This is a genomic window from Pseudomonas sp. 8209 (assembly GCF_028682105.1).
Classification (GTDB): Bacteria; Pseudomonadota; Gammaproteobacteria; order Pseudomonadales; family Pseudomonadaceae; genus Aquipseudomonas; species Aquipseudomonas palmensis.
The window spans coordinates 496,807-522,101 of sequence record NZ_JANIAH010000003.1 but is presented as its reverse complement, the minus strand read 5'-3'; the positions used below and the strand labels follow the sequence as shown (position 1 = coordinate 522,101).

Annotated in this window: 25 protein-coding genes; 12 read left to right on the top strand and 13 right to left on the bottom strand. The window is 66.6% G+C overall.

Annotated elements, in window-relative coordinates:
* The first annotated feature begins 72 nt into the window (after positions 1-72).
* From NP552_RS09110 to NP552_RS09090, 5 genes are all read left to right on the top strand, one after another.
* The gene (locus NP552_RS09110) at positions 73-378 is read left to right on the top strand and encodes a MazG-like family protein (RefSeq protein ID WP_043860945.1); all 306 of its coding nucleotides are present in this window, start codon (positions 73-75) and stop codon (positions 376-378) included.
* Positions 375-1,124 carry a methyltransferase domain-containing protein gene (locus NP552_RS09105; protein ID WP_054916639.1) on the top strand — a complete coding sequence of 250 codons (750 nt, stop codon included), beginning with the start codon at positions 375-377 and terminating at the stop codon, positions 1,122-1,124. Before NP552_RS09110 ends, NP552_RS09105 begins: the two co-directional genes overlap by 4 nt.
* Positions 1,125-1,154: 30 nt before the next feature.
* A complete protein-coding gene (locus tag NP552_RS09100; protein WP_078481562.1) occupies positions 1,155-1,784 on the top strand; it encodes a DUF4136 domain-containing protein in 630 nt (209 codons plus the stop codon).
* 19 nt (positions 1,785-1,803) lie between these two features.
* Entirely contained in the window at positions 1,804-2,373 is a 570-nt protein-coding gene (locus NP552_RS09095) for a DUF4136 domain-containing protein (protein WP_043860942.1), read from the top strand.
* Positions 2,374-2,478: 105 nt separating this feature from the next.
* A complete protein-coding gene (locus tag NP552_RS09090; RefSeq protein ID WP_274096654.1) occupies positions 2,479-4,428 on the top strand; it encodes a pilus assembly protein TadG-related protein in 1,950 nt (649 codons plus the stop codon).
* Here NP552_RS09090 and NP552_RS09085 read toward each other — a convergent pair.
* Complete coding sequence (locus NP552_RS09085) at positions 4,413-7,088, bottom strand: ATP-binding protein (RefSeq protein WP_274096653.1); 2,676 nt, start codon at positions 7,086-7,088, stop codon at positions 4,413-4,415. The genes NP552_RS09090 and NP552_RS09085 overlap by 16 nt on opposite strands.
* Complete coding sequence (locus tag NP552_RS09080; protein WP_043860940.1) at positions 7,085-7,528, bottom strand: TadE/TadG family type IV pilus assembly protein; 444 nt, start codon at positions 7,526-7,528, stop codon at positions 7,085-7,087. The genes NP552_RS09085 and NP552_RS09080 overlap by 4 nt, the downstream gene beginning before the upstream one ends.
* A gap of 75 nt (positions 7,529-7,603) precedes the next feature.
* On the opposite strand from NP552_RS09080, the gene NP552_RS09075 reads away from it, so the two are divergent.
* The 4 genes from NP552_RS09075 (at position 7,604) to NP552_RS09060 (ending at position 10,448) form a co-directional block, all read left to right on the top strand.
* Positions 7,604-8,074 carry an A24 family peptidase gene (locus NP552_RS09075; protein ID WP_043860939.1) on the top strand — a complete coding sequence of 157 codons (471 nt, stop codon included), beginning with the start codon at positions 7,604-7,606 and terminating at the stop codon, positions 8,072-8,074.
* Positions 8,075-8,208: 134 nt separating this feature from the next.
* Complete coding sequence (locus NP552_RS09070; RefSeq protein WP_043860938.1) at positions 8,209-8,988, top strand: response regulator transcription factor; 780 nt, start codon at positions 8,209-8,211, stop codon at positions 8,986-8,988.
* Positions 8,989-9,114: 126 nt separating this feature from the next.
* The gene (locus NP552_RS09065) at positions 9,115-10,281 is read left to right on the top strand and encodes a hypothetical protein (protein WP_058540787.1); all 1,167 of its coding nucleotides are present in this window, start codon (positions 9,115-9,117) and stop codon (positions 10,279-10,281) included.
* A gap of 38 nt (positions 10,282-10,319) precedes the next feature.
* A complete protein-coding gene (locus tag NP552_RS09060) occupies positions 10,320-10,448 on the top strand; it encodes a hypothetical protein (RefSeq protein WP_256582768.1) in 129 nt (42 codons plus the stop codon).
* A gap of 40 nt (positions 10,449-10,488) precedes the next feature.
* Here NP552_RS09060 and NP552_RS09055 read toward each other — a convergent pair whose 3' ends face one another.
* The 8 genes from NP552_RS09055 to cpaB are packed head-to-tail and all read right to left on the bottom strand — an operon-like array spanning position 10,489 to position 17,931.
* A complete protein-coding gene (locus NP552_RS09055) occupies positions 10,489-10,746 on the bottom strand; it encodes a DUF3613 domain-containing protein (protein WP_088514179.1) in 258 nt (85 codons plus the stop codon).
* Positions 10,743-11,426: a tetratricopeptide repeat protein gene (locus NP552_RS09050; protein WP_274096652.1), complete on the bottom strand. Its 684-nt coding sequence runs from the start codon at positions 11,424-11,426 to the stop codon at positions 10,743-10,745. Before NP552_RS09050 ends, NP552_RS09055 begins: the two co-directional genes overlap by 4 nt.
* Positions 11,427-11,440: 14 nt before the next feature.
* Positions 11,441-12,325 (bottom strand): type II secretion system F family protein, encoded by an 885-nt coding sequence (locus tag NP552_RS09045; RefSeq protein WP_274096651.1) that lies wholly within the window; start codon positions 12,323-12,325, stop codon positions 11,441-11,443.
* A 1-nt stretch (position 12,326) separates the two neighbouring features.
* A complete protein-coding gene (locus NP552_RS09040; protein WP_274096659.1) occupies positions 12,327-13,175 on the bottom strand; it encodes a type II secretion system F family protein in 849 nt (282 codons plus the stop codon).
* A 35-nt stretch (positions 13,176-13,210) separates the two neighbouring features.
* The gene (locus tag NP552_RS09035; RefSeq protein ID WP_043860934.1) at positions 13,211-14,485 is read right to left on the bottom strand and encodes a CpaF family protein; all 1,275 of its coding nucleotides are present in this window, start codon (positions 14,483-14,485) and stop codon (positions 13,211-13,213) included.
* The gene (locus tag NP552_RS09030; RefSeq protein ID WP_043860933.1) at positions 14,486-15,676 is read right to left on the bottom strand and encodes a pilus assembly protein; all 1,191 of its coding nucleotides are present in this window, start codon (positions 15,674-15,676) and stop codon (positions 14,486-14,488) included.
* Entirely contained in the window at positions 15,673-16,968 is a 1,296-nt protein-coding gene (locus NP552_RS09025; protein WP_054916708.1) for a type II and III secretion system protein family protein, read from the bottom strand. The genes NP552_RS09030 and NP552_RS09025 overlap by 4 nt, the downstream gene beginning before the upstream one ends.
* Before the next feature lie 21 nt (positions 16,969-16,989).
* Positions 16,990-17,931, bottom strand: a complete 942-nt coding sequence (gene cpaB / locus NP552_RS09020; RefSeq protein ID WP_058540791.1) for a Flp pilus assembly protein CpaB — start codon at positions 17,929-17,931, stop codon at positions 16,990-16,992.
* A 324-nt stretch (positions 17,932-18,255) separates the two neighbouring features.
* Here cpaB and NP552_RS09015 point away from each other — a divergent pair, with 324 nt between their 5' ends.
* On the top strand, positions 18,256-18,441 hold the full coding sequence (locus tag NP552_RS09015; protein WP_043860930.1) for a Flp family type IVb pilin: 186 nt from the start codon (positions 18,256-18,258) through the stop codon (positions 18,439-18,441).
* A gap of 15 nt (positions 18,442-18,456) precedes the next feature.
* A complete protein-coding gene (locus NP552_RS09010) occupies positions 18,457-18,864 on the top strand; it encodes a response regulator (RefSeq protein ID WP_043860929.1) in 408 nt (135 codons plus the stop codon).
* Between the two features lie 92 nt (positions 18,865-18,956).
* On the opposite strand, the gene NP552_RS09005 is transcribed toward NP552_RS09010, so the two are convergent.
* From NP552_RS09005 to pbpC, 3 genes are all read right to left on the bottom strand, one after another.
* Positions 18,957-20,630, bottom strand: a complete 1,674-nt coding sequence (locus tag NP552_RS09005) for a ShlB/FhaC/HecB family hemolysin secretion/activation protein (protein WP_043860928.1) — start codon at positions 20,628-20,630, stop codon at positions 18,957-18,959.
* A 109-nt stretch (positions 20,631-20,739) separates the two neighbouring features.
* On the bottom strand, positions 20,740-22,239 hold the full coding sequence (locus NP552_RS09000) for a collagen-like triple helix repeat-containing protein (protein WP_337994632.1): 1,500 nt from the start codon (positions 22,237-22,239) through the stop codon (positions 20,740-20,742).
* A 286-nt stretch (positions 22,240-22,525) separates the two neighbouring features.
* A complete protein-coding gene (gene pbpC, locus NP552_RS08995; protein WP_274096649.1) occupies positions 22,526-24,868 on the bottom strand; it encodes a peptidoglycan glycosyltransferase PbpC in 2,343 nt (780 codons plus the stop codon).
* Between the two features lie 104 nt (positions 24,869-24,972).
* On the opposite strand from pbpC, the gene NP552_RS08990 reads away from it, so the two are divergent.
* The gene (locus tag NP552_RS08990) at positions 24,973-25,266 is read left to right on the top strand and encodes a hypothetical protein (RefSeq protein WP_043860925.1); all 294 of its coding nucleotides are present in this window, start codon (positions 24,973-24,975) and stop codon (positions 25,264-25,266) included.
* Positions 25,267-25,295 lie beyond the last annotated feature (29 nt).

Below are 25,295 nucleotides of genomic sequence, written 5' to 3'. Positions count from 1 at the left end.
CAGGCCAGCACAATCCCCTGAAAAACCCGCCGACCCGCGCTAAGCTACGCCGCACGAGGAGAGCCCCCACCCATGAACCTGCAAGAACTCACCACCCGCCTGCACACCATCCGCGACAACAACGACTGGCGCGGCTTCCACAGCCCCAAGAACCTGGCCATGGCCGCCAGCGTGGAAATGGCCGAGCTGGTGGAGATCTTCCAGTGGCTCAGCGAGGACCAGTCGCGCCAGCTGTCCCCCGAGCAGCTCGAACACGCCGGCCAGGAAGTCGGCGACGTGGTGCTCTACCTGTTGCTGCTGTGCAGCGAACTGGGCCTGGACATGGACCAGGTGGTGCGCAGCAAGCTGGCCGACAGCGAACGGCGCTTCGCCCGATGAAAGACCGCCACTTCGACGCACTGGCGACCCGCTTCGCCGAAAAGATCTACGGCGGCGCCAAGGGCGCCATCCGCCTCGCGGTGCTCCAGGCCGACCTCGCCGAAGCACTGCCCGACCGCCCCCTGCGCGTGCTCGACATCGGCGCGGGCCTGGGCCACATGGCCCTGTGGCTGGCCGAACGTGGCCACCAGGTGACCCTGGCCGAACCCGCCGCGCCTATGCTCGAGGGCGCCCGCGAACGCTTCGCCGCCGCCGGCCAGCCGGCCACCTTCATCCAGGCGCCCTGGCAGGAACTGCTCGGCCAGCTCACCGAACCCTACGACCTGGTGCTGTGCCACGCCGTGCTCGAATGGCTGGCCGAACCCGAGACCATCCTGCCGGTGCTGCACCAGCTCACCCGCGCCGACGGCCTGCTGTCGCTGGCCTTCTACAACCGCGACGCACTGGTGTATCGCAACCTGCTCAAGGGCCATTTCCGCAAACTGCGCGGGGCCAGCCTGGCCGGTGAAAAGCAGAGCCTGACCCCGCAAAAACCACTTGATCCGCGCGAACTCCGGGCGCACCTTGAAGGTCTGTGGGATATACACAGCGAGAGCGGTGTACGGGTGTTCCACGACTACATGCCCGTCGAGTTCCAGGCCAAGGCAGAACTGCTCGACCTGCTCGAAATGGAACTGGCGCACCGCCGCCACCCGGCCTTCGCCGGCCTGGGCCGCTACCTGCACTGGATGTGCCACCCACGCTGAGTACCGAGCCGTGTCTGCCGGGAGACTGCCATGCCGTACCGTTTGACCCTGGGCCTGTTGTGCCTGGCCCTGGCCGCCTGCCAGGGCAGCAACCCGTATGTGGCCAGCTCCCGACCGCTGCCGCCGGCCCCGCCCCAGGCGGCCACCACCTTCGACGCCAGCGCCTACCCTGCACCAGCCCGTGACTATGGCCGTTACCGCAGCTGGTCATGGCGCAACGGCCAGCTCCCGGCCGGCAGCGCCTCCAGCGACCCGGCCGAGCTTGCCGACGCAGTCAGCGCCGCCCTCGACCAGCGCGGCCTGCGGCCTGCGCGCAACACCCGCAGCGACCTGCTGGTCAGTGCCGACCTGCGCATGGAACGGCGCCTGCGCCAGGTGCGCGACGATTACTACCCCTATGACGACTACGGCTACGGGGGCATCGGCTACAACCGCTACGGCGGCTATCGCAACGGCTATGGTGTGTATGGCAGCGTGCCGATCATACGCACCTACCAGGTCGACGTGATGGTGGTGCGCCTGGACCTGTTCGATGCCGGCAGCGGCCAGCCGGTCTGGAGCGCCAGCGCAGAAACCACCAGCCAGGGCTCACCGAGCGAGCGCGCCCGCGCCCTGCGCGATGCCGTGCACAAGGCCCTGGATGGCTACCCCCCAAGCTGAAGGCAACCGGAGAATCATCATGCTGCGCCGTCTCGCTCTACTCCCCCTGTTGGCCCTGCTGGCGCTGCTCGGCGCCTGCCAGAGCAACAACGTCACCCAGGACTTCGATGCCAGCCGCGACTTTGCGGCCTACCGCAGCTGGAGCTGGCAGGAGCCGGCCCTGCAATATCGCCCGGACGACCCGCGAATCAAGAGCGACCTCACCGAGCAGCGCATCCGCCAGGCCGTCAGCGAACAGCTCGACCAGCGCGGTCTGCGCCCGGCCCAGGGCAATGCCAGGGGTGACCTCAAGGTGCAGACCTACCTGATCGTCGAAAACCGCCAGCAGCAGATCACCACCAACTACGGCGGTGCCTGGGGCGGTTACTGGGGTGGCTACTGGGGCGGCCCGGCCTACAACGAGACCCGCAGCGTCGACTACAAGGTCGCCACCATCCAGGTCGACCTGTTCGACAGCCGCGACGGCAAGCTGGTATGGCGCGGCAGCGCCGAGCAGATCATGAACAACTACCCGCCCGGCCCCACCGAGCGCAACACCGCGATCCAGAATACCGTGGCCAAGGTACTGGCCAACTACCCGCCCCACTGAGCCGGCGATGGCCGGTCGCCACCTCAAGGCGACTGGCCATTATCTTGACTACACTTCTTTGACGCATGCGTTCGCGCACGGCCTGGTGCCGGCAAAGGAGTGCTCGTGGCTACCCGATTCCCAACCCGGCAGCGTGGCGCGATCGGCCTGATGGCCGCCCTGACACTGGCCCTGGCGCTGGTGTTCGCCCTGTTGGTGATCGATAGCGGGCGGCTCTATCTGGAACAGCGTTCGCTGCAGCGGGTGGTCGACATGGCCGCCCTCGAAGCGGCTGGGCAAAGTGCGGTGTGCACCGGCAGCGGCCCGCAGGCGGCGACCGTGGCCCAGGCCAGCGCCGCACGCAACGGCTTCGCGCCCGGCGCCAAGCATACCCTGGCCACCACCTGCGGCACCTTGCAGACCGGTGCCGGCAGCCGGCGCACCTATACCGTCAACCCGAGCAAGAGCGAAGCGATCCGGGTCAGTGCCAGCAGCGCCGTGGCCACCAGCATTGCCGCCGGTGTACAGGCCCTGCTGAGCGGCGGCGCCGTGCCGGCCACCACCACCCTGCACGCCAGTGCGGTGGCCTCGCTGCCCAAGCCGCCGCAGGCGATGCTGCGTCTCAAGAGCACCCTGCTGACCATCGACACACGCAAGTCCGATGTGCTCAACGCCCTGTTCAAAGCACTTGGCGGCAACGTCAACCTCGACGTACTGGGCTGGCAGGGCATCGCCGATGTCAACGTCGACCTGCTGAGTTTTCTCGATGCCCTGGCCATCAAGGCCGGGGTGCAGGTGGGCAATTACGATGAACTGCTGGGCAAACAGCTGCACCTGACCGACCTGCTCGATGTCGCCGTCGAACTCGCCCGGCGCGGCGGCGCGGCGGCCCAGGTGGTGACCGACCTCGGCAAGCTGGTACTCGGTGCCGGCAACAACCCGCTGGTCAAGCTGGGCGATATCCTCGACATCCAGAACGGCGCGGTCCAGTCCGGCCTGGATGCCCAGATGCAACTGCTGCAACTGCTCAAGGCCTCGGTGATGCTGGCCAACAAGAACACTGCGGCCACCGCCGAGGTGCCGCTCAACATCCCGCCGCTGGTCAAGGCCAACCTGCGCCTCAAGGTCATAGAACCCGAACAGATCTCCGCCGTGGGCAACCCGCAGTACGACACCATCAAGGTGCACACCGCTCAGGTCCGTGCGCTGGTCAGCCTGGAGCTGCCGCTGCTCAACAGCATCACCGGCCTGCTCAACGCCGTGCTCGACCTGGCCGAACCGCTGACCAACGTGGTCAGCAACCTGCTCAGCCTCAATCTGGTGGCCACGCTGGAGTCGGTGTTCTGCCTGCTGGCGATCCCGTGCAAGGTCAGCGACGTCCGTTTGCTGCCTGGGGTGGTACACCTGGACATCGGCCTGGAAGTCGCCAGCGCCAGCAGCCAGGTCACCCGCTACAGCTGCAAGCCGGACAAGACCCTGACCGCCAGCACCCGCAGTTCGGCGCTCAACGTTTCGGTGGGCATGTTCAGCGATCCCCAGGCCTTTTTCAGCACAGGCAACACCGCCATTTCGCCGCTGCCGCTGATCGACATCGGCAGCAAATACTGCACGCGCTTCCTGATACTGCCGTCCACCTGCGGCGCGCGCACCGCCTTCGCTGGCGGTGGCGTAGGGCTCAAGGTCAATGCACCGCTGCTGGGCAGCAACTCCACCGGGCCTGCCACCGACCTGCTGTTTCGCAACGCCAGCGCGCCACCGGACATCGACCTGCCACCGGCCTACATGGCCACCTCGGCCAGCGATATCGTGCAGAGCCTGAACAACACCATCAATGGCATCGAGCTGCAGGTGTACCGCCCGCTCAACGGCAACCTGCTCGGCAACGTGCTGGTGGTGGCCGGCAACCTGCTCGATGACGTCAAGGCGCTGCTGCAGCCAGTGATCAGGAACCTGCTCGGCAAGTTGGTCGACCCGCTGGTCAACACACTGCTCAAGGCACTGGGGCTGGACCTGGTGAACGTCGAGGTCGGTGCCAACCTCACCTGTGACGGCAACCGCGCTCAGTTGATGCTCTGAACCGGCAGCTCGATCACGAAACACGCGCCCTCGGCGCCATTGTGTGCGCTGAGCAACCCGCCCATGCCCTCGATGATTCCGCCACTCACCGACAGGCCCAGCCCGGTCCCCACGCCGCTGGGCTTGGTGGTGAAGAACGGCTCGAAAATCCGCTCCAGCAGCCGCGGGTCGATGCCGCCGGCATTGTCGCGCACCTGCAGGCGCACCCCACCCGCCACCGGCTCGGCCTCCACCGCGATCCAGGGGCGCAACTGCGGGTCGGCCTCACGTCGGCCCAGCAAGGCGTCGCGGGCATTCACCACCAGGTTGATCAGCACCTGCTCCAGCTGATCGGCATGGCCGCGCACATGGCAGCCGCTCAGCGCCGGGCCCAGGTTCAGCGCCACGCCCTTGCCGGCCAGGCCGTCGGCCAGCAACGACACGGCACCCTCAACCGCCTGCCAGGGCTCGAACAGTTGCTGTTCGACCTCCGAACGCCGCCCGAACACGCGCATGTGGTCCACCACCTTCGAGGCCCGCAGCACCTGCGCATCGATGCGCCTGAGCTTGTCCTGCAGGTATTCCACCTGCACGTCGCCGTTCTCCAGGCGCTTGAGCGCGTTGACCACCGCCATGCGCATCACGTTCAACGGCTGATTGATCTCGTGGGCGAGGCCGGTGGCCATTTCGCCCAGGGTGGCCATCTTCGCGCTCTGCAACAGCTGCTGCTGGCTGCGCCGCAGCGCGGTGTTGTCGCGCCCCACCGCCTGTACCTCCAGCAGACGGCCCTGTTCATCGAACAGGCCGCGGTCGGACCACACCCACCAGGCATGTTCGCGCCCCGGCAGCTCCAGGCAGATTTCGGCACTGCTCACCGGCTGCTGCGGGGTCAGGCCGGCCAGGCGCTGCGAGAACGCCTCGCGCTGGGCCGGCGACATCCACTGCCCCAGGTCGCTCCCGGGCAACTGGTCAGGTAGGCACTCCAGGTAGTCGGCCAGCGGGCGGTTGCCGAACAACACAGTCAGGTCGGGCCGGTAGCGGCAGATCATCGCCGGCGAGTCCTCCACCAGCACCCGGTAACGTTCCTCGCTCTCGCGCACCCGCTCGGCGGCCAGGGTCGCCTCGGTCACGTCGAGCCAGATACCCACGGCTTCCACCGGCAGGCCCAGGTCGTCACGCAGCAGGCGCGCTTCATCCAGCACCCAGTGGTAGATGCCCTGCGCATCGCGCAGGCGGTAGCGGCTGCGCACCTGGCCCTCGCGCAGCAGGTCACGGGTACGTTGCAGCCACAGCGCCTGGTCGTCGGGGTGTACCCAGTGCGCCGGTTGCAGGTCGGCAGCGGGCGTCCAGCCAAGCAGCGGCTGCAGGCTGGCACTGAAGAATTCGGCCTGCAGCGCACCGGCGTCATAGCGCTGGATATAGATCACTGCCGGCGAGCTGGCGATCAGGTTGTCCAGCCGTGCGTGCGCGGCCCTGGCCTGCTGCTCCTGGGCCTTGATATCGCTGATGTCGAGCATGAAACCCTGCAGACGTCGCTGCTGCCCCTGCCCGTGCACATCGCCACAGATGCGGTACCAGCGCAGCGACGCGGCCTGCAGGCGCACGCACAGTTGCAGGCTGCAGCCCTTGCGCTGCAGCGCCTCGAACGCCAGTTGCGCCGCCTCCCGGTCGGCCGGGTGCAGCAGCGCCCACCAGGCCGGCAGCGCCAGTTGCGCACTCACGCCGAAACTGGCCGCCAGCCCCGGTGCCAGGTGCAGGTAGGGCTCGTGCAGCGACCACTCCCACCAGCCCGCACCGAGCAACCCCTGTACATTGTCCAGGCGCTGCTGGCTGGCCTGCAGCCGGTCGCCGGCCAGGCGCGCCAGCAGCGGCTCGGCCATGGCATCGAGCAGCAGGGGGGCCGCCTCGGGCCGGGCCTGCCCGCCCTCGTCCGCGCACAGCAGCCAGGCCTGGGCCTGATGCTGCTGCGCATGGCCCACCACATACAGCGGGTGAGTCGGGCAGAGCACCTGCAAGGCCGGAAACTCGGCGCTGCACAGCACGCGCCCCGACGGCAGGCGGTCGAGTACCGCGCTCAGGCGTGCATCGTCGGCCCAGGGCACGCTCGATGCGTCCCGCGCGAAGGTGTGCCAGCCGCCGGGGGTGCGCAGCAGCAGCGCCGCCCAGCCCATGCGCCAGTGCCAGGCCAGGCGCTGCAACTGCTCGGCGGCCACCTGGGGCAGGCGCTCCTGGCTGCAATCGCGCAGTGCTGCGCCGACCTGGCGGGCCAGTTGCTGCTGGCGCCGGGCATCCTGGCCCTGCTGACGCTGCTGCAGCAGATCGCCCACATCGAATAACTGCAACAGCCAGTCCTCGCCCTGGGCCAGCAACCAGCCGCGGGTGTGCAGGGTGCTGCCATTGGCGGTTCTGAAGTCCAGGTCCAGCGGTTGTGCCTGCCAGTCGGCGGGCTCGCCCTCGAGCACCAGCAGGCTGTGCGCCTGCACGTAGTCCTGCACCCGCGCAGCAGCCTGCGCGGGCAGCGCCAGGGCGCTGCGCAGCGGGCCGCCCAGGCGCAGCACGCGGCCCTTGTCATCGAGCCACAGCTGCAGGCCCACCGCCGCCGGTACCGGGGCCTGCGGTGCGGCCACCGCGGCGGCCGGGCGCCCGCGCCAGCGCTCGAACAGGCCGTGGCCACCGCTCAAAGCTGAAGGCTCGCGGTGGCGCCAAGGGTTGCCGGCAGGCGTGGCACCTCGCCCACCACCGGCAGGTCGAGCACCGGCAGCACCGTCGTGAGCCGGGCCTTGGCGTAGTTGATGCGCACGGTCAGCAGGTTGGTGTTGCTCAGGGTCACGACCGCGTCGGTGCCGGGCTGGAACTTCAGCGTTCCCGGCATCCACGCCAGCTGCTGGGCCAGCACCTCGCGGGCCAGTGCCGGCACATCGGTGCGGTAGGTGGCGCTGGTCGGGTCCAGCGCCATGCAGCGACGCACCGCCTCGCTGCTGGCCTGGTGGAACGACTGCAGCATCAGCAGTGGCAGGGCGTAGCTGACCACCCCGTAGAACACCGCGAAGAACACCACGAACACGGCGGCGAATTCGATCGCCGCCGCACCTTTTTGCCGTCTTGCAAGGCCTGCTTTCATGATCGCGTCTACCCTGACAATGACACCCGCAATCAAGCATAGAATCAATCACGACCAAGGGATGGCATTTCGCCTATGCAAAGCATCGTCCTGCTGCTGTGGCTCGCATTGTGTGCCGAACAGGATGCCCGAGAAAGGCAGATCAACAACACCTTGACCCTTGGCGCCGCAGCCTGCGCCCTGGCCTATCTCTTCATCACCGGGCACACCTGGATCGGCGCCGATGCCAGCGAGGGCGGCTGGGCGCTGCTGATCGTGATGCTGCTGACCCTGCCCGGCTACATGCTCGGGCGCCTGGGCGCCGCCGATGTGAAACTGCTGGGTGCGCTGGCGCTTGCCACTGATCGGATGTACCTGCTGGGCACCTTTATCGGTGCCGGGGTGGCGGTGGTGATCTGGTTGCTCAGCCGCCGCTGGCTGTGGTCCCTTCTGAGTCAGAAGGTTAAGCAACGCTTCAGGCAGGTGATCGAAGAAGCGTCAAAAAAACAGCCCTTCGCCCCCTTCGTGCTGGCCGGTTTTTTATTGGCTGCGGTATGGATCCATTGATCGAACAACCCGTCTAACCTGCTGTACATACGTTGTACATAGCCGCCAACTGCGTCTATTTTTCTAGTCACTGCCCCTCGATACCACAAGCGTCATGGCCGTACCAGGAAGGGCACGTCAGCAGGGAGTTGCGTGTGAACAAGCCAGTGAGTCCATTCAAGGTGTTGATCGTCGACGACCAGCCGTTGATCGTCGAAGAGCTGTGTGAATTCATCGAGGGCAGCGGGTACCGGTGCGTACCGTGCCACAGCAGCCAGCAGGCCATCGAGCGGTTTACCGAAGACCCGGCAATCGGCCTGGTGCTGTGCGACCTGCACATGCCCGAGCGTGACGGCATCGAGCTGGTCAAGGCGCTCAAGGCCATTGCCGGCAAGCAACGGATCTTCGAGGCGATCATGCTCACCGGGCGGGCCGAGAAGCAGGATGTGATCAAGGCGCTGCGCGAGGGGTTCGCCGACTACTACCAGAAGCCGGTGGACCTCCCCGAATTGCTCGAGGGGCTCAAGCGCCAGGAGACCGCGTTGCTGGAGCGTCAGAAGAACTTCCAGCACCTGGGCCACCTCAACCAGAAGCTGCAGTACCTGGCCGAATCCATCGACGACCTCTACCAGGACCTGGGCAAGGCCCGCGAGCAGGTGGTGGGCACGGGCCTGGGTGGCGAGGATGCAACGGCAGCCGAGAGCATGCCGGCGATCTTCGACCAGCTGTCACCGCGCCAGCTGGACGTCGCGCGGCTGGTGGGCAAGGGCCAGACCAACTATCAGATCGCCTGCGAGCTGGGCATTACCGAGAACACGGTGAAGCTGTATGTGTCGCAGGTGCTGCGCCTGACCCACATGCACAACCGCACCCAGCTGGCCCTGGCGCTGGCGCCCAACCCCTCGGCGCTGCGTCAGCGCATCACGGCGCATTGAACAGGTCGTCGTTGCCTTCGAGCCTTCGAAGGCAGCGGTGAAACCTGACACAAATTGGATATGCCAGCCCCCTTGGGCTATGCAAGAATCCGGGCCACTTCTCGTCGATGTGTGGCCTGCTCAAGCATGACTTCATTTCTCAAAGGGCTGTTTGCCCCCAGCGGTGCGTTCTTCGGCTCTATTGCCATTTTCGCTACCGTTCTGGTGGGTGCTTACATCTCCCTTTACAGCTCGGCAATAACAGGACAGTTCAACAACCTGTGCCTTGGGCTGTTACCCACCTGCGAGGGGGCGCCGCTGAATGAAGCGTCCACGGCATTCAGGCTGTTGCTCTACCTCGGCCTGTTCCTGTTGCTACGGGAAATAGCCGTCAACCGGGAAAACAACTCGGCGCGCAGCCAACTGCACAGTTACATAAAAAGCACTCCGTCAAAGTCGTTTCTCGGAAACTACTCTGCCTACATGCGTATCCTCGGCGCCCGGCGTCTGGAAATCAAAGCGGAACTCAACAGCGAGGCGCCCAAGCCCGACGTGGTCCACAAGCTGATGCGCGAGTGCCTGCACGGTGTGTTGTCGCTGGCCAAGGACTGGGATGGCAATGAAGGCAAGTCGTCGGTCTATCGAGCCAACATCATGACCCTGGTGCCGTCGGGTTTTCTCGATACGGTAACGCTTGCCGACGGCAGCATGGACAACATTGCCCGCATCATCGATTCCAGCAAGCTATTTCTGTACAACAACTCAACACTTGGCAAACTTGCAAAGTGCAGTGGCATCCTGGTGCTTGAAGATACGACTTTCACAGTGTCTACCAAAGTCGAGTTCGGCGAGCGGGACGACTTCATAAAAGAGCCGATTTGCTTCCCTTATGTCGAACAGGGTTATGCCGGTGTCACAACGCAACCCATCATCCCCGGTGCCCCCATGTGCGCCAGTTTCGGTATGGCGCAATACCTGCACCATACCCAAAGCGAAATATCTCTGTTTCTGGACAATCTTGCATACAAGAACCGCGAGTTCTGCAATCGCTTCAAACATGATGTACTGGAGTATTACAACGATATAGAAGAAGCCCAGTCGATACTCTCCATTCCCATTCAGGTTCGACGCGAGGCGGATGCGGAACAACTCCCTGTCTATGAAACCATCGCCGTAATGAATATATACCGCAACAAAAAGGGGATTTTCCGCGATGAAGACAGCGCGATGAACTTTGCTCAACTTCTGGAGCCGATTTGCTATCATTTCGGGAAAATGCTAGTATCCCTAGCGCAAATAGAACCTGAAACATGACACTCAGCGTATATTTTCATTACTTTCAGGAGCCGTAGATGACCTCCCTAAAAGTACTAAAAACCAGATACAAGGAAGAGAGCCCCAGCAAGCGCTCCTCCGAGCAAACCCGGGAAGCCCTCAAGAGCATGGTGCTCAGAAACTTCTCCGCCAAGCCCAAATCGTGAATGAAGCCCAGCCGACGCTGGGCTTTTTCTTGGGCATGACTCACTTGTCGCTATTGCTGGTCTTCTCCCACCGGAAGAAATCCGGGATCACGTATTTGTAGGTATCCAGCCAGCGTTGCATGCTCTGGTCGCGCTCCTTGGGCGTGGCGCTCTGCGGGGTCTTGGAGGCCTGCGCGCCGCTGGCCTGCACCTGCAACCACGCCTCGGTGGCCGACTGTGCCCTAGACGAAGGCCCGGGCTCGATCGCCTGGGCCAGGCCCGGCAGCACTACCAGCATCACCAGTATCCGACTGTTCATGACGACCTCTGCACGGCAGCCACACTGCCAGGTTTGAGTTGTTGGGCGCGCGCCTGCGCTTCGTTGAATTGCGCCGCACTCAGGCCCAGCCGGCTCACCAGGTCGGCCGCCTGCTGCCACTTGTCCTGGTACAGCAGCAAGGTCACCAGGTTGACCGCCGCCAGGCGGTCGCTGTCCTTGAGTTCGATTGCGGTCAGAAACTCGAAGCGCGCCTGCTCCAGCTTGCCCTGGTTCAGGTACACCACCCCCAGGTCGTTGCGGATCTTCTCGTCGGTGGGGGCCAGTTGCATGGCCCGTTGCAGATGCTGCAGCGCCTGCGCGTTGTCGCCGCGGGCCGCCGCCATCTGCCCCAGCCCATGCTCACCCTCGGCCGCCAGGCACCCGTCGAGCAGGCTGCGGTACAGCGGCTCGGCCTCGCTGCGTCCAAGCAGGCGCAGCACCTTGGCCTTGCGCACCCGCACCTGGGCCAGATCGGCCGGCAGCGCCTCCAGGTGCGCAAGGCTGGCATGCGGGCGCCCGTCGGCAAGCATCTCGTCGGCCATGGTCAGCGACAGCTCCTGGCTCGAATCGGGCTTGGCACAACTGGCCGTCGAGCCCGGCATGGCGAGCCACGGCGCCGAGCCATCCGTGGCGCAACCACCGAGCAACAACAACCCCAGCGCCGCGATGCATGCCTTCATTGCGTCCACTCCTCTCAAGCCCCGAATGCCCTGGCCAGGGCGGTCAAGCCCGGGCCGGCGAGTACGATCAGCAACGCCGGGAACAGAAACAGCATCATCACTGCCGACATCTTTCCCGACATCTTCGAAATCCGTTCCTGCAAGGTGGTCAGGCGCCGGTCATCAAGCAGTTGCTTGAGCGCCAGCAGCGACTTCATCGCCCCGCCCCCCTGGGTCAGCAACTGGCGCAGGATGATGCAGGTGTCGCTGAACGCCTCCACCCCCAGCAACTGCGCGGTCTTCTCCAGCTCCGGGGCCAGCGCCAGCCCCGAATCGACCCGTGCCAGCAACAGCCGCAACTCCTCGCTCAGCACCGGCAGCAGGCGCTGCCCCTCCAGGCTCAGCAGGCGCAGGCTCTGCTCCACCGCCAGGCCCGACTCGAACATGATGCGCAGCAGCGGTATGAAGGTCGACACCTCCTGCGCCACCTGGCGCTGACGGCGTGCCGCCAGCAGCGCCAGCAACCGCTTGGGCAGCAGGTAGCCCAACCCCAGCCCCATCAGCGGGAACAACCAGGGCGAACGGCTCTCGCGAAAGAACACCTCCTGCACCAGCACCGCCGCCCCCATCAGGCATAGCGGCAAGCCCACCTGGCAGGCCGCGAACAGCGAGCGCTGGCGCGAACGCCGCCAACCCACCCGGTCGAGCAACTGGCGGGTCTCGCCGTCCAGGTTCAGCGAACGCTGCCCCAGCCGGCTGTCGCCCATGCGCTGCAACCAGCCGCGCAGTGCCGGCTCGTCCGGCGCACGCCCCTGCAGGCGTTGCTCCACCAGGCGCTGGCTGCGCCGCTGACGCAGCCACTGACCCAGCAGCAGGGCGAACGCGCCAAACAACAACACCGCACTGAGCAACAAGGCCATCTCAGATACTCCGCAACATGCGCCACAGCGCCAGACACCCCAGCGCCTGCAGCACGAAGGCACTGAACAGCAGGCGCTGGCCGACACTGTCATGCCACATGGTCAGCAGGTAATTGGGGTTGCTGAACATGAAATAGCCGGCCACGCTGACCGGCAGCACCGCCAGCACCACGGCGGTGATGCGGGTTTCACCGGTCATCGCGCGCAGCTGCCGCGCGCCCTGCTCGCGTTCGCGAATCACCTTGATCAGGTTCTCCAGCAACTCGCTGGCATTGCCGCCATAGCGGTGGTTGATGCGCAGGCCCAGGGCGAACAGGCGCAGCTCTTCGCGCGCATACAGTTCGGCCAGATCCGACATCGCATCGTCCAGGCTCACCCCCAACTGCACGTTGCGCTTGACTCGCTGCATGGCCCCCAGCAACGGCTCGCGCGAGGCATCGATGGCCCCCAGCACCGCATCGCTCAGAGTGCGCCCGGCCTTCAGGCTGCGCACGCAATGGTCAAGCAGCACCGGCAACTGTTCGATAAGGCGGCGTACCCGGTGCTGGTAGCGCCAGGCCAGGAACAGGCGCAACAGCAACGGCCCCGCCAGCAGCACCAGCAGCAGGCCAGGCCAGCCGCCGTACAGCCCGGCGCACACGGCCAGCAGCAGCCAGCCTGCCACCCACACCATCAGCCGATCATTGCGGCGGTCGAAACCTGCACGCAACAGCATCAGCTCGAGCCAGTCGGGGCCATGTGGCCCGCTGTTGTCGGCGGCCTGCTGGTGCTGGCCCAGGCGCTGCAGAATGCGCTCGTTGCCCGAGCGGTGCAGGCTGGTATAGAACAGGCGCATCGAGATGCCGAGCATGACCAGGCCCCCCAGCCACAACCACACCGCGCCGCTCACGGCCCGGGCTCCGCATCGTTGAGGTCACGACGCAGCTTGTCGCTGGCCGGGTTGACCGCCTCGCGCAGGAAGGTGTCGCCGCCGCGCCGGTCGAGGCGAAACAGCGTGTTGGTGACATACACATCGTCGCGCACCCCCACCACCTCCAGCACCTCGCTCACGCAGCGACGGCCATCGGGCAGGCGGGCCAGCTGGATCACCACGTCGAGCGCGGCGCAGATCATCTGGCGCAAGGTCTTCTCGGCCACCTGGCGACCGGTCAGGCCCACCAGGGTCTCCAGGCGCAGCAGCGCGTCCTGCGCGTTGTTGGCGTGCACCGTGCTCATCGAACCGTCGTGGCCGGTGTTCATCGCGGTCAGTACATCGAGCACCTCGACCCCGCGGATCTCGCCCAGGATGATGCGGTCCGGACGCATGCGCAGGGCGTTGCGAATAAGCTCGCTGGCCTTGATCTCGCCATGCCCCTCGGCATTGGGCGGGCGGGTTTCCAGGCGTACCACGTGCGGGTGATCCAGCTGCAGCTCGGCCACGTCCTCGATGGTCACCAGGCGTTCACGGGGGCTGATCAACTGGCTGAGGATGTTCAGCAAGGTGGTCTTGCCGGTGCCGGTGCCGCCGCTGACCAGGATGTTGCAGCGCTTGCCCACGGCTCGTTGCAGAAAGTCGAGGATCGCCTGGTCGATGGCGCGGGTGGCCAGCAGGTCGGCGCTCTTGAGCATGTCCTTGCGAAACTTGCGGATCGACAGGCACGGCCCGTCCAGCGCCACCGGCGGGATGATCGCATTCACCCGGCTGCCGTCGGGCATGCGCGCATCGACCATCGGCGACGACTCGTCCAGGCGCCGCCCCAAAGGCGCGAGGATGCGCTGCATCACACGCTCCACGTGATGCGCGTCGATAAAGCGCAGGTCGGTCTGCTGCAGCACGCCCGCGCGCTCGATGAACACCCGGTGCGGGCCGTTGACCAGGATCTCGGTGACGCCCGCATCGCGCAGCAGTACCTCAAGCGGGCCGAAGCCGGTGAGCTCGTCGACGATCTCCTCGGCCAGGCGCTCCATCTCGTAGCGCGACACGGCCAGGTGCTGGCGCGCGATGTAGTCGCCCACCTGCTCCACCACGAACTGCGCCAGCGCCGGGCGGGCGCCCTCCAGCAGGTTGAGGCCGGTATCCTCGATGGCATCGATGATGTGCCGGTGCAAGGCCCGCTTGAGCCCCTGCGGGTCGCTGCCCGGGTTTTGCCGCGGGCCGCCGAACAGCTCGTCGCCGCTCATCTACTTGTGCCCCCACAGGCGCTTCATCCAGTTGCCCGCCTTCGGTTGCAGGCTTTCCGAACGTCGTGCCAGCCGCTCGCCCAAGGCCTTGAGCGCCTGGGTCAAGGCCTCGCGTGGGGCCACCTCGAACAGCGACAGCCCCTGGTTCTTGGCGTTCAGGCGCACCTCGGGGCTGTAGGGCAGCACCACCAGCACCGGCAGGCCATAGCGCTTGCCCAGCGCGTCGGAGTCGGGCGCCACGCTGCGCAGGTAGCGGTCCACCAGCAGGCTCGCGTGTTCCAGTTTCATGCCCTTTTCGCGCCACAGGGTCAGCACCTCCAGGTTGCGCCGGCAGTCCAGCACGTTCTGGTCGGTGTACCAGATCAGCTTGTCGCAATGGCTGACGAAGGTGCGCAAGGGCTCGCTGTCGGGCTGCCCGGCCAGGTTCACCACGATGTGCTGGAAGTGCTGGCGCAGCGCGCTGAGCAGCATGTACAGCTCGGCCGCGCTGGTGCGCTCCAGTGCCTCGTCGCTGTCGGTATAGGCCAGCAGGCGCAGGCCCGAGGGTTCGCGGGCGAACGCGCTGTCGATCAGGGTGGCATCCAGGCGGCGCAGGTGGCGCAGCGCATCACCGAAATGAAACGAGGCCTCCAGCCCCAGCAGCGCCAGGCTGTCGCCACGGGGCAGGCCCAGGTCCAGCAACAGGGTCTGCTGACCACTGCCCTGCACAACCCGCGCCAGGTGACTGGTGAGCAGGGCGCCGTCGCTGGCGCACTGGGTGCCGTACAGCACCGTCAGGCCGCCCAGGTGCGGGTTGCTGGTCACCGGTGGCAGGCGCTTGCTCAGGCGGCGCACCAACCCGGCCACTTCGCTTGAGCGCGAGCCGTAGGCGACGAAGTCCCGCGCACCGGCGCGCATCGCATTGAGCACCAGCTGGTTGTCCATGCCATCGCCCAGGGCAACGATTGCCAGCATCGGCTTGGCCTCCAGCACCCCTTCGATCAGCGCGCACTGGCTCACCACCTGCTCGCGGTCCAGGCCCACGAACACCAGGTTGGCGAAGGTCACATCCACCAGTGCGAGCAGTTCGTCGAGGCTGCCGCTGCCGGCCCCCACCACCTGGCCCAGCGGCGCCAGGGCGGTTTTCAGCCACTGCAGGTCACCGTCGTCACGGGTGATCGCAAGGAAGGTCTGGCTCAGGCTCTGGCTCATTGGCTCAATCCACTGCGCTGTTCGAAATTGCCGTTCTCGAGAAAGAACAGACGCCCCCAGCTCGGGTCGTAGGTGCGCAGGCGCTCCCCGGGCAACTCGGGCAACTTGGCATTGGCCGCCAGCGGCTGCACCAGGCGCGGGGTCACGATCATCAGCAGTTCGGTCTCCTCACGGCTGATCGACGACTGGCGAAAGAACGCGCCCAGGATCGGCACGTCGCCCAGGCCCGGAAACTTGTCCACCGCCGAGCGCGCACTGCTGCTGATCAGGCCGCTGATGATGAAGCTCTCGCCATCGGCCAGCGACACGCTGGTGTCGGTGCGCCGCACCGTCAGGCCCGGCACGGTGACGCCGGCGATGCGCACTGCGTTGTTGTAGTCCAGCTCGCTGACCTCCGGCGCCACCTTGAGGGTGATGCGGTCGCGGCTGACCACCGTGGGTGACAACGCCAGGCGAATGCCGAACTCCTTGTACTCGATGGTCACCGTGTCGCTGCCGGTGCTGGGCACCGGAATGGGGATTTCGCCGCCGGCCAGAAAGCTCGCGGTCAGGCCGCTGAGTACCACCAGGCTGGGGCGCGCCAGGGTGTAGGCGAAGCCGCTGCTTTCCAGCGCATCGATGGCCGCCAGGAAGCGGCTGCTGCCGCCGCCCCACACGATATTGAACACATCGTTGTTCAGCGGGATGCTCGGGCGCACCTTGACCAGCCCGCCAACGCCGCCACCGTCGGGGCTGGTCACCGCACCCGGCACGTAGCCCGGCGACACCGTGGTGTTGGGCACGCTGCCCGGCGAGCCGAACAGCGAGTTGTTGGAGCCCTTGAAGAACAGCCGCGTACCGGCCTCCTTGAGCTTGGTGCGGCTGACCTCGACAAAGCGGATATCGGCCTGCACCTGGCTCGGCAGCAAGGGGTCGAGGCTGGGCGGCAAGGCGCTGTCGGCCATCTCGGCAGTGGCCCGGCCCTTGATGAACAGCATGCTCTGGCGCGGCACGCTGGCGCATGCGGTCCACAGCATCAGGCTGGTGGCACCGGGGCCCACGGCGCTGACCACCACGCCGCGCTCGCCACTGGCCTGCACATCGGCGATGTTGGGGTCGCCAACCGCCGCCCGGGTGATCGGCACCGGCAGGCGGATCTCCTGCTGCAGGCCCTGGTCCAGCTCGATGCTGGCCGGCACCGGGCTCAGCCCGGCACAACCCGACGGCGCCGCCAGGGCATGGGCAGCCGGCCCCCCCAGCAACAACAGGGTCAGGATGGAACGCTTGAACATCAGCTCGGAACGACTGCTCATCAACGGGCATCCTTGCTTCGATCAGGGGGTGGGCGTTGAAGCCTGGGGGCCTCGAATGATCTGCATCTGGTGCCTGGGCGCCTGGCCTGCAACCGGGGCGGCGGCCGGGGTCATGGCCAGTTGACTGAAGCGAAAGAGGTCGCGGTTGGCGCTGTCCAGTTGCGGTGCAGCGGCCTGCGGGTCGGCCCAGTAGCTGGCCAGGCGTTTCTCTTCGGCGCTGCGTACCGCCAGGCGCAGGCTGCCTGCCTGGGCGGCCAGCAACAGGCGGCTGGCCAGGGCTTCAGGTACCGCCAGCACCACGGTGCGCGCCATGGCGCGACGCTGTTCCTGGGCCGCCTTGGCATCGGTGTCGGCCTCCGGCGGGCGGCCATCGTTGGCCAGCCCCAGTTGCTCGCCCACGCTGAGCAGGCGCAAGGCCGGCACGGCCACCTGGGCCGAGGCCTGCGGGTTGAGGTTGTCTTCGCGCAGGTACAGCAGCACATCCACGTAGTCGCCGGGGCGCAGTTGTCCGGCGGCGCCGACCACTTCGTCCACCGCCACCGCCAGGGCGCGCTCGCCGGGGTGGATCATGCGCGCCAGCGGCCCACCGGCCTCGAAACTGCTCTCCTCCAGCCAGGTACCTGCAGGCAGGGCCCGCCAGCTGGTGCGGCCCAGCACCTGCTCGGGGCGCTGGAAGCTGCCGGCCGGGGCCACCAGCAGGCGCTCGACACTCAGATCCTCGGCTGTCAGCACGGTGTAGGCGGGTACGTCGCGGCGCAGCACCAGCACGGGCTTGCGCAATGCGTCGGTGCCAGCCTCCGTGGCCTGGTCCACCGGCTGGGCCGGGCCGGCCGGCCCTGGCGCCGCCGCTTGCGGCGGCTCCGGTGCCTCGGATGCACGGCTGAGCACCAGCCCCCAGTAACCTGCCAGCACGGCACCGATCAGGAACAGCACGGCAAGGATCATGGTGATGCGACTGCTCATGTCGGCGCTCCCTCTGCCTGAACATCCCTTCGGCCGCGCGGTGTGCGAACTGGCCCGCAAACATGAAGTTGCAAGTAACTATTTCGCTATTTGACGGTAGCGCAGCTAGGACAAAACGCCATTACCCGTCAGTTTTTTTTCGGTCCGAAACCCGACACCCCCTGAAAACAACAGCTTATTGGCGCCAGCGTTGACACCCTTACTTTGGTATTAATGCCTTCTTACATTTGCCGGTTTCGAACCGCTTGACGATGCTGTGATGGCAAAGGGGAATCACCGTTTCCGGGCCCCATTACCCGCGCCTGTGGCGCAAGGAGAAGTACCATGGTCCTTTCCCGCATCCTCAAGCACTGCAAGCTGTTCTTCCATCGCAAGGACGGCGCGTCCGGTATCGAATATGCCATCGTGGCCGCCATGGTGGCCGTGGTGATCATCGGGGTCTCGACCGATGTGGGGGGCGGGGTGAAAAAGGTCTTCGACGACATCGTCGCCGCCCTGCCCTCAGCCTGATGACAGGACCTGAACATGCCGGCTTCCCACTCACGTCAACAGCTGCTGCTGGTGGATGACGAAGAAGACGCACTGCTGGAGCTGGCCGAGCTGCTGGAGGGCGAGGGCTTCTGTTGTCACACGGCAACCTCGGTCAAGCTCGCCCTGCAGCAGTTGACGCGACATCCCGACATTGCCCTGGTGATCACCGACCTGAACATGCCGGAAGAGAGCGGCATCTCGCTGATCAGGCGCCTGCGCGAGCACACGGCGCGTCAGCACCTGCCGGTGATCGTCACCTCGGGGCATGCCGACATGGATGCGGTCAGCGACCTGCTGCGCCTGCAGGTACTCGACCTGTTCCGCAAGCCGATCTACCACCTGCGCCTGCTGGAAACCCTGGACAACCTGTTCCCCAAGCCCCGCCTGCAACTGGTTCAGTGACGCCTGGCCGCCACGCGGCCCTCGCGGGTCAAGCCCGCTCCCACAGGTAGTGCGCATACCTTGTGGGAGCGGGCTTGACCCGCAATCGGTCGTCACAGCTGGTAACTGAAACTCAACGTGTACCGTGGCCGCCGATTGAAGCTGTCCAGCGCGATATCCGACATCGGCTTGGCCGCCTCCAGCGAGATGTTGTAGTAGCGCGCATCGCCAAAGCGCAGCCCCAGCGCCGCCGACGACAATCGTGAATCACGCACCGCCAGCTCGTTGAACCAGGTACGCGCGGCGTCCACCACCACGTACGGCTGCAGTACCTTGAGCCAGCTGCCATCGCGCTTGAAACTGTAGTTGACCTCGTATGCCGCACCCCAGCCCTTGTCGCCGGAAGCCTGATCGCTGGGGTAGCCGCGGCCGAAGTTCTGCCCGCCGAACACCGCGCGCTCGCTGTCGGGCAGGCTGTCGTCGGTCCAGTACAGCGCCGCCGATGCCACCCCCTGCCAGTTCTGCAAGAACCGGTCACTCTGCACCCCCGACAGGCGCAGGCGCAAAAAGTCCAGGTCGTAGTCGCTGTCGGTCTTGGCACCGAAGTGATCGAGGCCCTGGTACACACCGGCACTGAGGATGCGCAGCTGCTGCGCATCCGACTTGCTCCAGTCTGCCTCGAAGGCAAAGGCGCGCACATCGGTGCGGGTACTGACCTTCAATGGCAGGCCGACCACCCGGTAGTCGGTGCTGTCGTTCACCGCATAGAAGCGCGCTGCCACGTTCAGCCATTCGTTGCTCGAGGCGATCAGCGCCTGGCTCAGGCCGATGGAGTAACGGTCGTTCTCGCGGTGCTGCTTGAGGTCTATGCCGTTCTCCAGGCGCACCCGCGCCGCCGGGTTGCTGCGGTAGGTCGAGGCCGAAAGATTGAGCTGGGTGCCTTCGGCGTCCACGTACTGCGAGTAGTCGAGACGGTAGTAGCGTTCGTCATCCTGCCCCGGCGGGAACAGCGCGCTGAAGCTCAACTGCTCGGCCACCGCGGTCTGGGCGTTGCTGTTCAGGCCAAGCAGCGCCTGGGTGTCGTCGCGGCTGCCGTCGGTGAGGCTCAAGGTACTGGTGAACGGCTTGCGCGAGGCCTGCGCGATCAGCCGCGTGGCGCCGTCGGTGGTGCCCGGCGGCGGCACCTGGGCCTGCAAGGTCAGGCCCGGCACCCGGCTCATCAGCGCGGTGTAGCGTTCGAAGGTCTTGCGGGTGAGCGGGCGCTCGGCCTTGAGCTTGCCCACCAGCTTGTCGAGGTAGGCCGACACCGGCCCCACATCGCCCTGCAGTTCGTAATCACGTATGTAGCCTTCCACCAGCACCACGCGCAGACGGCCTTCGGCGAAGTCCTGCGGCGGCAGGTAGGCATACGACAACAGGTAGCCATCCTGCTGGTAGCGCTGGGTGAGGCGGCGGGTGGCCTCGATCAGCTCGCCCAGGGTCACCTCGCGGTCGAGCAGGCCCTGGTAGTTGTCGCGCAGTTCGCTGAGCGGGTAGATGGTGCCGCCTTCGATGCGCACCCGCTGCACGCGCACCCGCGTGCCCATCAGCAGCGGCTGTGGCTGCTGGCCGGCATCCGGTGCGGGCAGGTTCAGTTGGGGAGTGACGGGGCGAAAGGCATCGGCGGGCAGGTTGGGCGCTGGCAGCTTGCGCTCGGTCTCGTTGCTGTTGAGGAAGCTCGGCAGGGGCTCGGCATGCAGCGAAGCCACCCAGGACAGACCCAATAACGCGACGAACATCGATCGCATAGGACACTCCATGATCCTGAAAAATACGAGGGAACCAAAGACGGTTCCCTCGTCAGCCTCAAGCGTAGGTGTTGCCCGTAAAATCGTCTAATCGATGATGGCCATTTAGTTACTTGTTACCCCCGAGGCCGCCTTTCAGGCCCGTGGTCAGGCCATTGAGCAGACCGCCCACGCCGCCGCCCCCTTGCCCGTTGCCGTTGACCAGGGTACCGACCTGGCCCACGGTGCCGCCCACGGCGTTGACCGTCGCCCCCAACTGGGTGGTGACCGGGTTGTTGCCGGCTGCGGCAATCTGATTGCCCACCCCGCTGACTGCGCTGCCCACCTGGGTGACCAGGCCGTTGACCGGCGCACCGATGCCGGTTGCCGCGCCTACCTGCTGGGTAACGCTGGTCACACCGCTCACCACCGGGGTGAGGCCGGCGCCGACGCTGTTGCCCAACGCAGCGGTGGGCACCCCGGCCGGCACGCTGGCCACGCCATTGCCGCCCAGTACCGGCCCCAGCGAGGCCACGGTCTGGCCCACCTTGTTGACCGTGCTGCCTGCGGCGTCGAGCAGGCCGTTGCTGCTGCCGGCGCCGAGCCCGCTGCCCAGGCCCGCCACGGCGCCACCGGCGGTTTCCAGCAGCCCCGCACCGGGGGCGCTGCCACCGCTGCCGGTGCCGGTGTTGACCAGGCCACCGCTGGTGCCGACCGCCGTGCCGACATGGCTTACCAGCCCGCCGACGGCGGTGGTCAGCGGGTTGCCGTTGCCGGCACTGGCGACCTTGTCGCCCACCCCGTCGACTGCGCTGCCAACCTTGTTCAACAGGCCGCTGACCGGTGCACCCACCCCGGTGGCATCACCCACCTTGCCGGTGGCGCCTTCCACCAGCGACACCACCTTGACCACCTGGTTGCTCAATTGCTGGTTCAGGTTGCCCAGCTTGCCGGTGGTGCTCTGGGTGCTGAGGGTATCGCCAAGCATCACCACCACGTCGCCGACCTTGTCCACCACACCGTTGACCACGGGTATCTGTTCGATCAACTGGCTGCTGGCCACCGACTTGACCCCGCCGCCGATATCCGACACCCCGTTGCCCACGCCCTTGACCGTCTCGCCCAGGGCATTGCTGCCAGTGCCAAGCGTACCCAGGCCCTTGCCCAGGCCATCGCCGATGCTGGTGACGGCGTTGCCGGTGGCCGTCACCAGGTCGCCGGCACCGGTGCTGCCCACTACCGGTACGCCGCTGACGGCGTTGCCCACGCCGGACACGCCCGTGCCCACGCCCGACACGCCGCTGCCAACCTGGGCCACCACCTGGCCGACGACCGTGGTCGAGGTCGTGCCACCACCGTTGTTGCCGCCACCACCATTGTTGCCACCGCCGCCATTGTTACCGCCACCGCCGTTGTTGCCACCGCCGCCATCCGTACCGCCACCGCCAGTACCACCACCGCCGTCCGTACCGCCACCACCTGTGCCGCCACCACCGTCAGTACCGCCGCCGGTACCGCCACCACCACTGCCGCCATCGGTACCCGAATCGGGTGTGGAACTGCTTACGTGACTCTTGTGACCGCCACCGCCGCTGCTGCAACCGGCCAGGCTCACGGTCAAGATCAACATCACTGCCGTACTTGCTTTGATCCACGCTTGAGTTTTCATGGCGACTCCCTGCTACTGCTGCCGCTGCTTTTATAGGTGTGAAGCACCGGGTTTCCGGCCACTCCACGTCCGTTGCAGCTATCTGAGCGCGCAGGCGCAAGGGGAACAATTCTGAGCTTGGTATTAACCCGATATATACAGTCGCAGCACCAGCAAAAGCCCTTTTGCTTCAGGCACTTGAAAGCAAGGGGAAGGTGCTTTGGCAGCCCTTCCCCTTTCGCGTTATATCCATCTTACGGGTGCGCGGTCAGTCGTTGACCTGGAACTCGACCCGCGCGGTCTGCCCGCTGGCATCCAGCACGCTGAGCTCGTAGCGCCCCACCTCCTCCAGGTTCACGGCCAGCGCCGCCTGGGCTGTGGTCTCGCCCAGGGGTGCGCCGTTGAGGAACCACCAGCGCTGGCCTTCGCCACCCAGCGCCGAAACGCTCAGGTGCAGGGCATCGCGGCTGGTGGCGGGACGACGCAACTGGTCGCCCGGGCGTATCCCCACCACCGACAACGGCGCGGCACTGGCCGGTACCTGCGGCGGGCAGTTCGGGTCGATGGCCGGCAAACGCGCCTCGCGCCGCTCCAGGCGCGGCAACCACGGGTCCAGTGGTGCCGGCCACAGCGCGATGTCGCGCGGCGCGGCCCCCGCACAGGCTGCATCCACCCGCAGGCCCCGGGCATTCACCCACACCTTCTCCAGCAGGCCGACACCCAGGGGCTGGTCCTGCGCGAGCAGGGTCGGCGGCGTGGTGTTGTCCAGGGTCCAGGCAAAGCGCTGGCGCCGGCAGTTGGGGTCGGTGCGTGCCATCGGCTGGCCCAGCGGCCAGCAGATCGCGGCCACCCCGACGTTGCCCGGCACTGCCGGCACCGGGGCGGCAATGCCGCGCTGGCTGTCGCGGTTGCTCAGCACGTCATGCACCTGCAGCATCAGCGGCGCGGCCGAGGCCAGGCCGAACTGCCCCGGCACCGGAGTGCCGTCGGGGCGGCCGATCCAGATGCCGATCAGGTAGCGCGGCCCCACGCCGATCGACCAGGCATCGCGAAAGCCGTAGCTGGTGCCGGTCTTCCAGGCCAGCTGCGGGCGCTGCACCAGTTCGGCGTGCGGGTCGCGGTCGGGACGTGCCTGGCCACTGAGGATGCGCCGGATGATCCACGCCGAGCCCGGCGACAGCAGCCGGCGCTCGACCAGCGGCGCATCCGGTTGCAGGCGCAGCGGCGCGCTCATGCCGTCGCGGGCGAACGCACTGTAGCCACTGACCAGGTCTTCGAGGCGGCTGCCGGCGCCGCCCAGGATCAGCGACAGGTTCGGCTCGGCCGCCGTCGGCAGGCTCAGCGGCATGCCGCCCATGCGCATCTGCGCGGCAAAGCGCTTGGGCCCGTAGGCTTCGAGCAACTGCACCGCCGGCAGGTTGAGCGACAACGCCAATGCCGAGCTGGCCGCCACCGGGCCACTGAAACCCATCGAGAAATTGCCGGGGCGATAGTCGCCATAGCGGCGTGGCACATCCTGCAGCAACGACTCCGAATGGATCAGGCCGTCATCCATGGCCATGCCGTACAGGAACGGCTTGAGGGTCGAGCCCGGCGAACGCAGGGCAGTGATCATGTCGACGTGGCCGAAACGGCGCTCATCGCCAAGGTCCACCGACCCCAGGTAGGCGCGCACTGCCATGGTCTGCGACTCCACCACCAGGATCGCCGCCGAAGTGCGCTCGGGCAGGCGTGCGCGCCAGCCCAGCAGCAGGTCTTCCAGGCGCCGTTGCAGCGCAGCGTCGAGGGTGGTGTGGATCAGCGGCGGGCTGTCGGCACGGTTCAGCCGGCGAGCCAGCAGCGGAGCCAACGCCGGCTCCTGGCGTGGTGCCAGCAGCAGCGGTTCTTCCTGCGCTTCGGCGATGCGCTGCTGCGGCCACACCTGGTACTCGCCCAGGCGTTGCAGCACCTTGTCCCGGGCCAGGCGCGCGCGCTCCGGGTGGCGGTCGGGGCGCAGACGGCTGGGCGCCTGGGGCAGCACCGCCAGCAGCGCAGCCTCGGCCGGGGTCAGTTGCAAGGGCGACTTGCCCAGGTACGCCCAGCTGGCCGCCGCCACACCCTGCAGGGTGCCGCCGAACGGTGCGCGGTTGAGGTACAGCTCCAGGATCTGGCGTTTGGACAGGTGCCATTCCAGCTGCGCGGTGCGCCACACCTGGCGCAACTTGCCCGGCAGCGTGCGCGAGTGCGGGTCGAGCAGGCGCGCCACCTGCATCGACAGCGTGCTGCCGCCCGACAGCACGCGCCCGCCCGTGAGGTTCTGCCAGGCGGCACGGCCCAGGGCCAGCGGGTTGACCCCGGGGTGCCGGTAGAACCAGCGGTCCTCGTAGGTGAGCAAGGCTTCGAGGTAGTAAGGCGACACCTGATCAAGGGTGACCGGGTAGCGCCACACGCCCTCGGCATCGGCAAAGCGCCACAGCGGCGTGCCGTCTTCGGCCAGCACCACCCGCGCCAGATCGTCGGCCGGCATCGGCAATGGCCACAGGCGATCAGCCAGCCACAGCAACAGCACGCAGGCAAAGGCGGCGCACAGCAGCCGGGCGATGCGCGAGCGGGGTCGGGCTAAGCTGAACATCAGGCGCGGACACCTTTTTGCGTGGGTGAGGAACCGAGCCGGCAGGATGATGGCCAAAGCTCTGGGCACGGCGACTGCGCCGTAGCGTCGATCAGGAAGCGATTATGCATGTAGAAGGTTTTTTCGAATGGCTGGGGCAAGCGCTCGGCGCGGTGATCCGCTTCGTGGTGGATGCCCTGAGCGGGTTGTTCAATCTGCTGGCCAATGCCGGCGGCAACTTCATCGACGGCCTGGCACGCACACTGGGCATGGACACCTCGCTGGTCAGCATCCTGATGCTGGTGATCGGCCTGCTGTTGCTGTACTCGGCGGTGCGCGCGTTCATGCGCGCCTCGATCATCATGGGGATCATCTGGCTGATGCTGGGGTTGTGGGTGTTGAGCTGGGTGGTGCGGTGACAGCATCGCGGGTCAAGCCCGCTCCCACA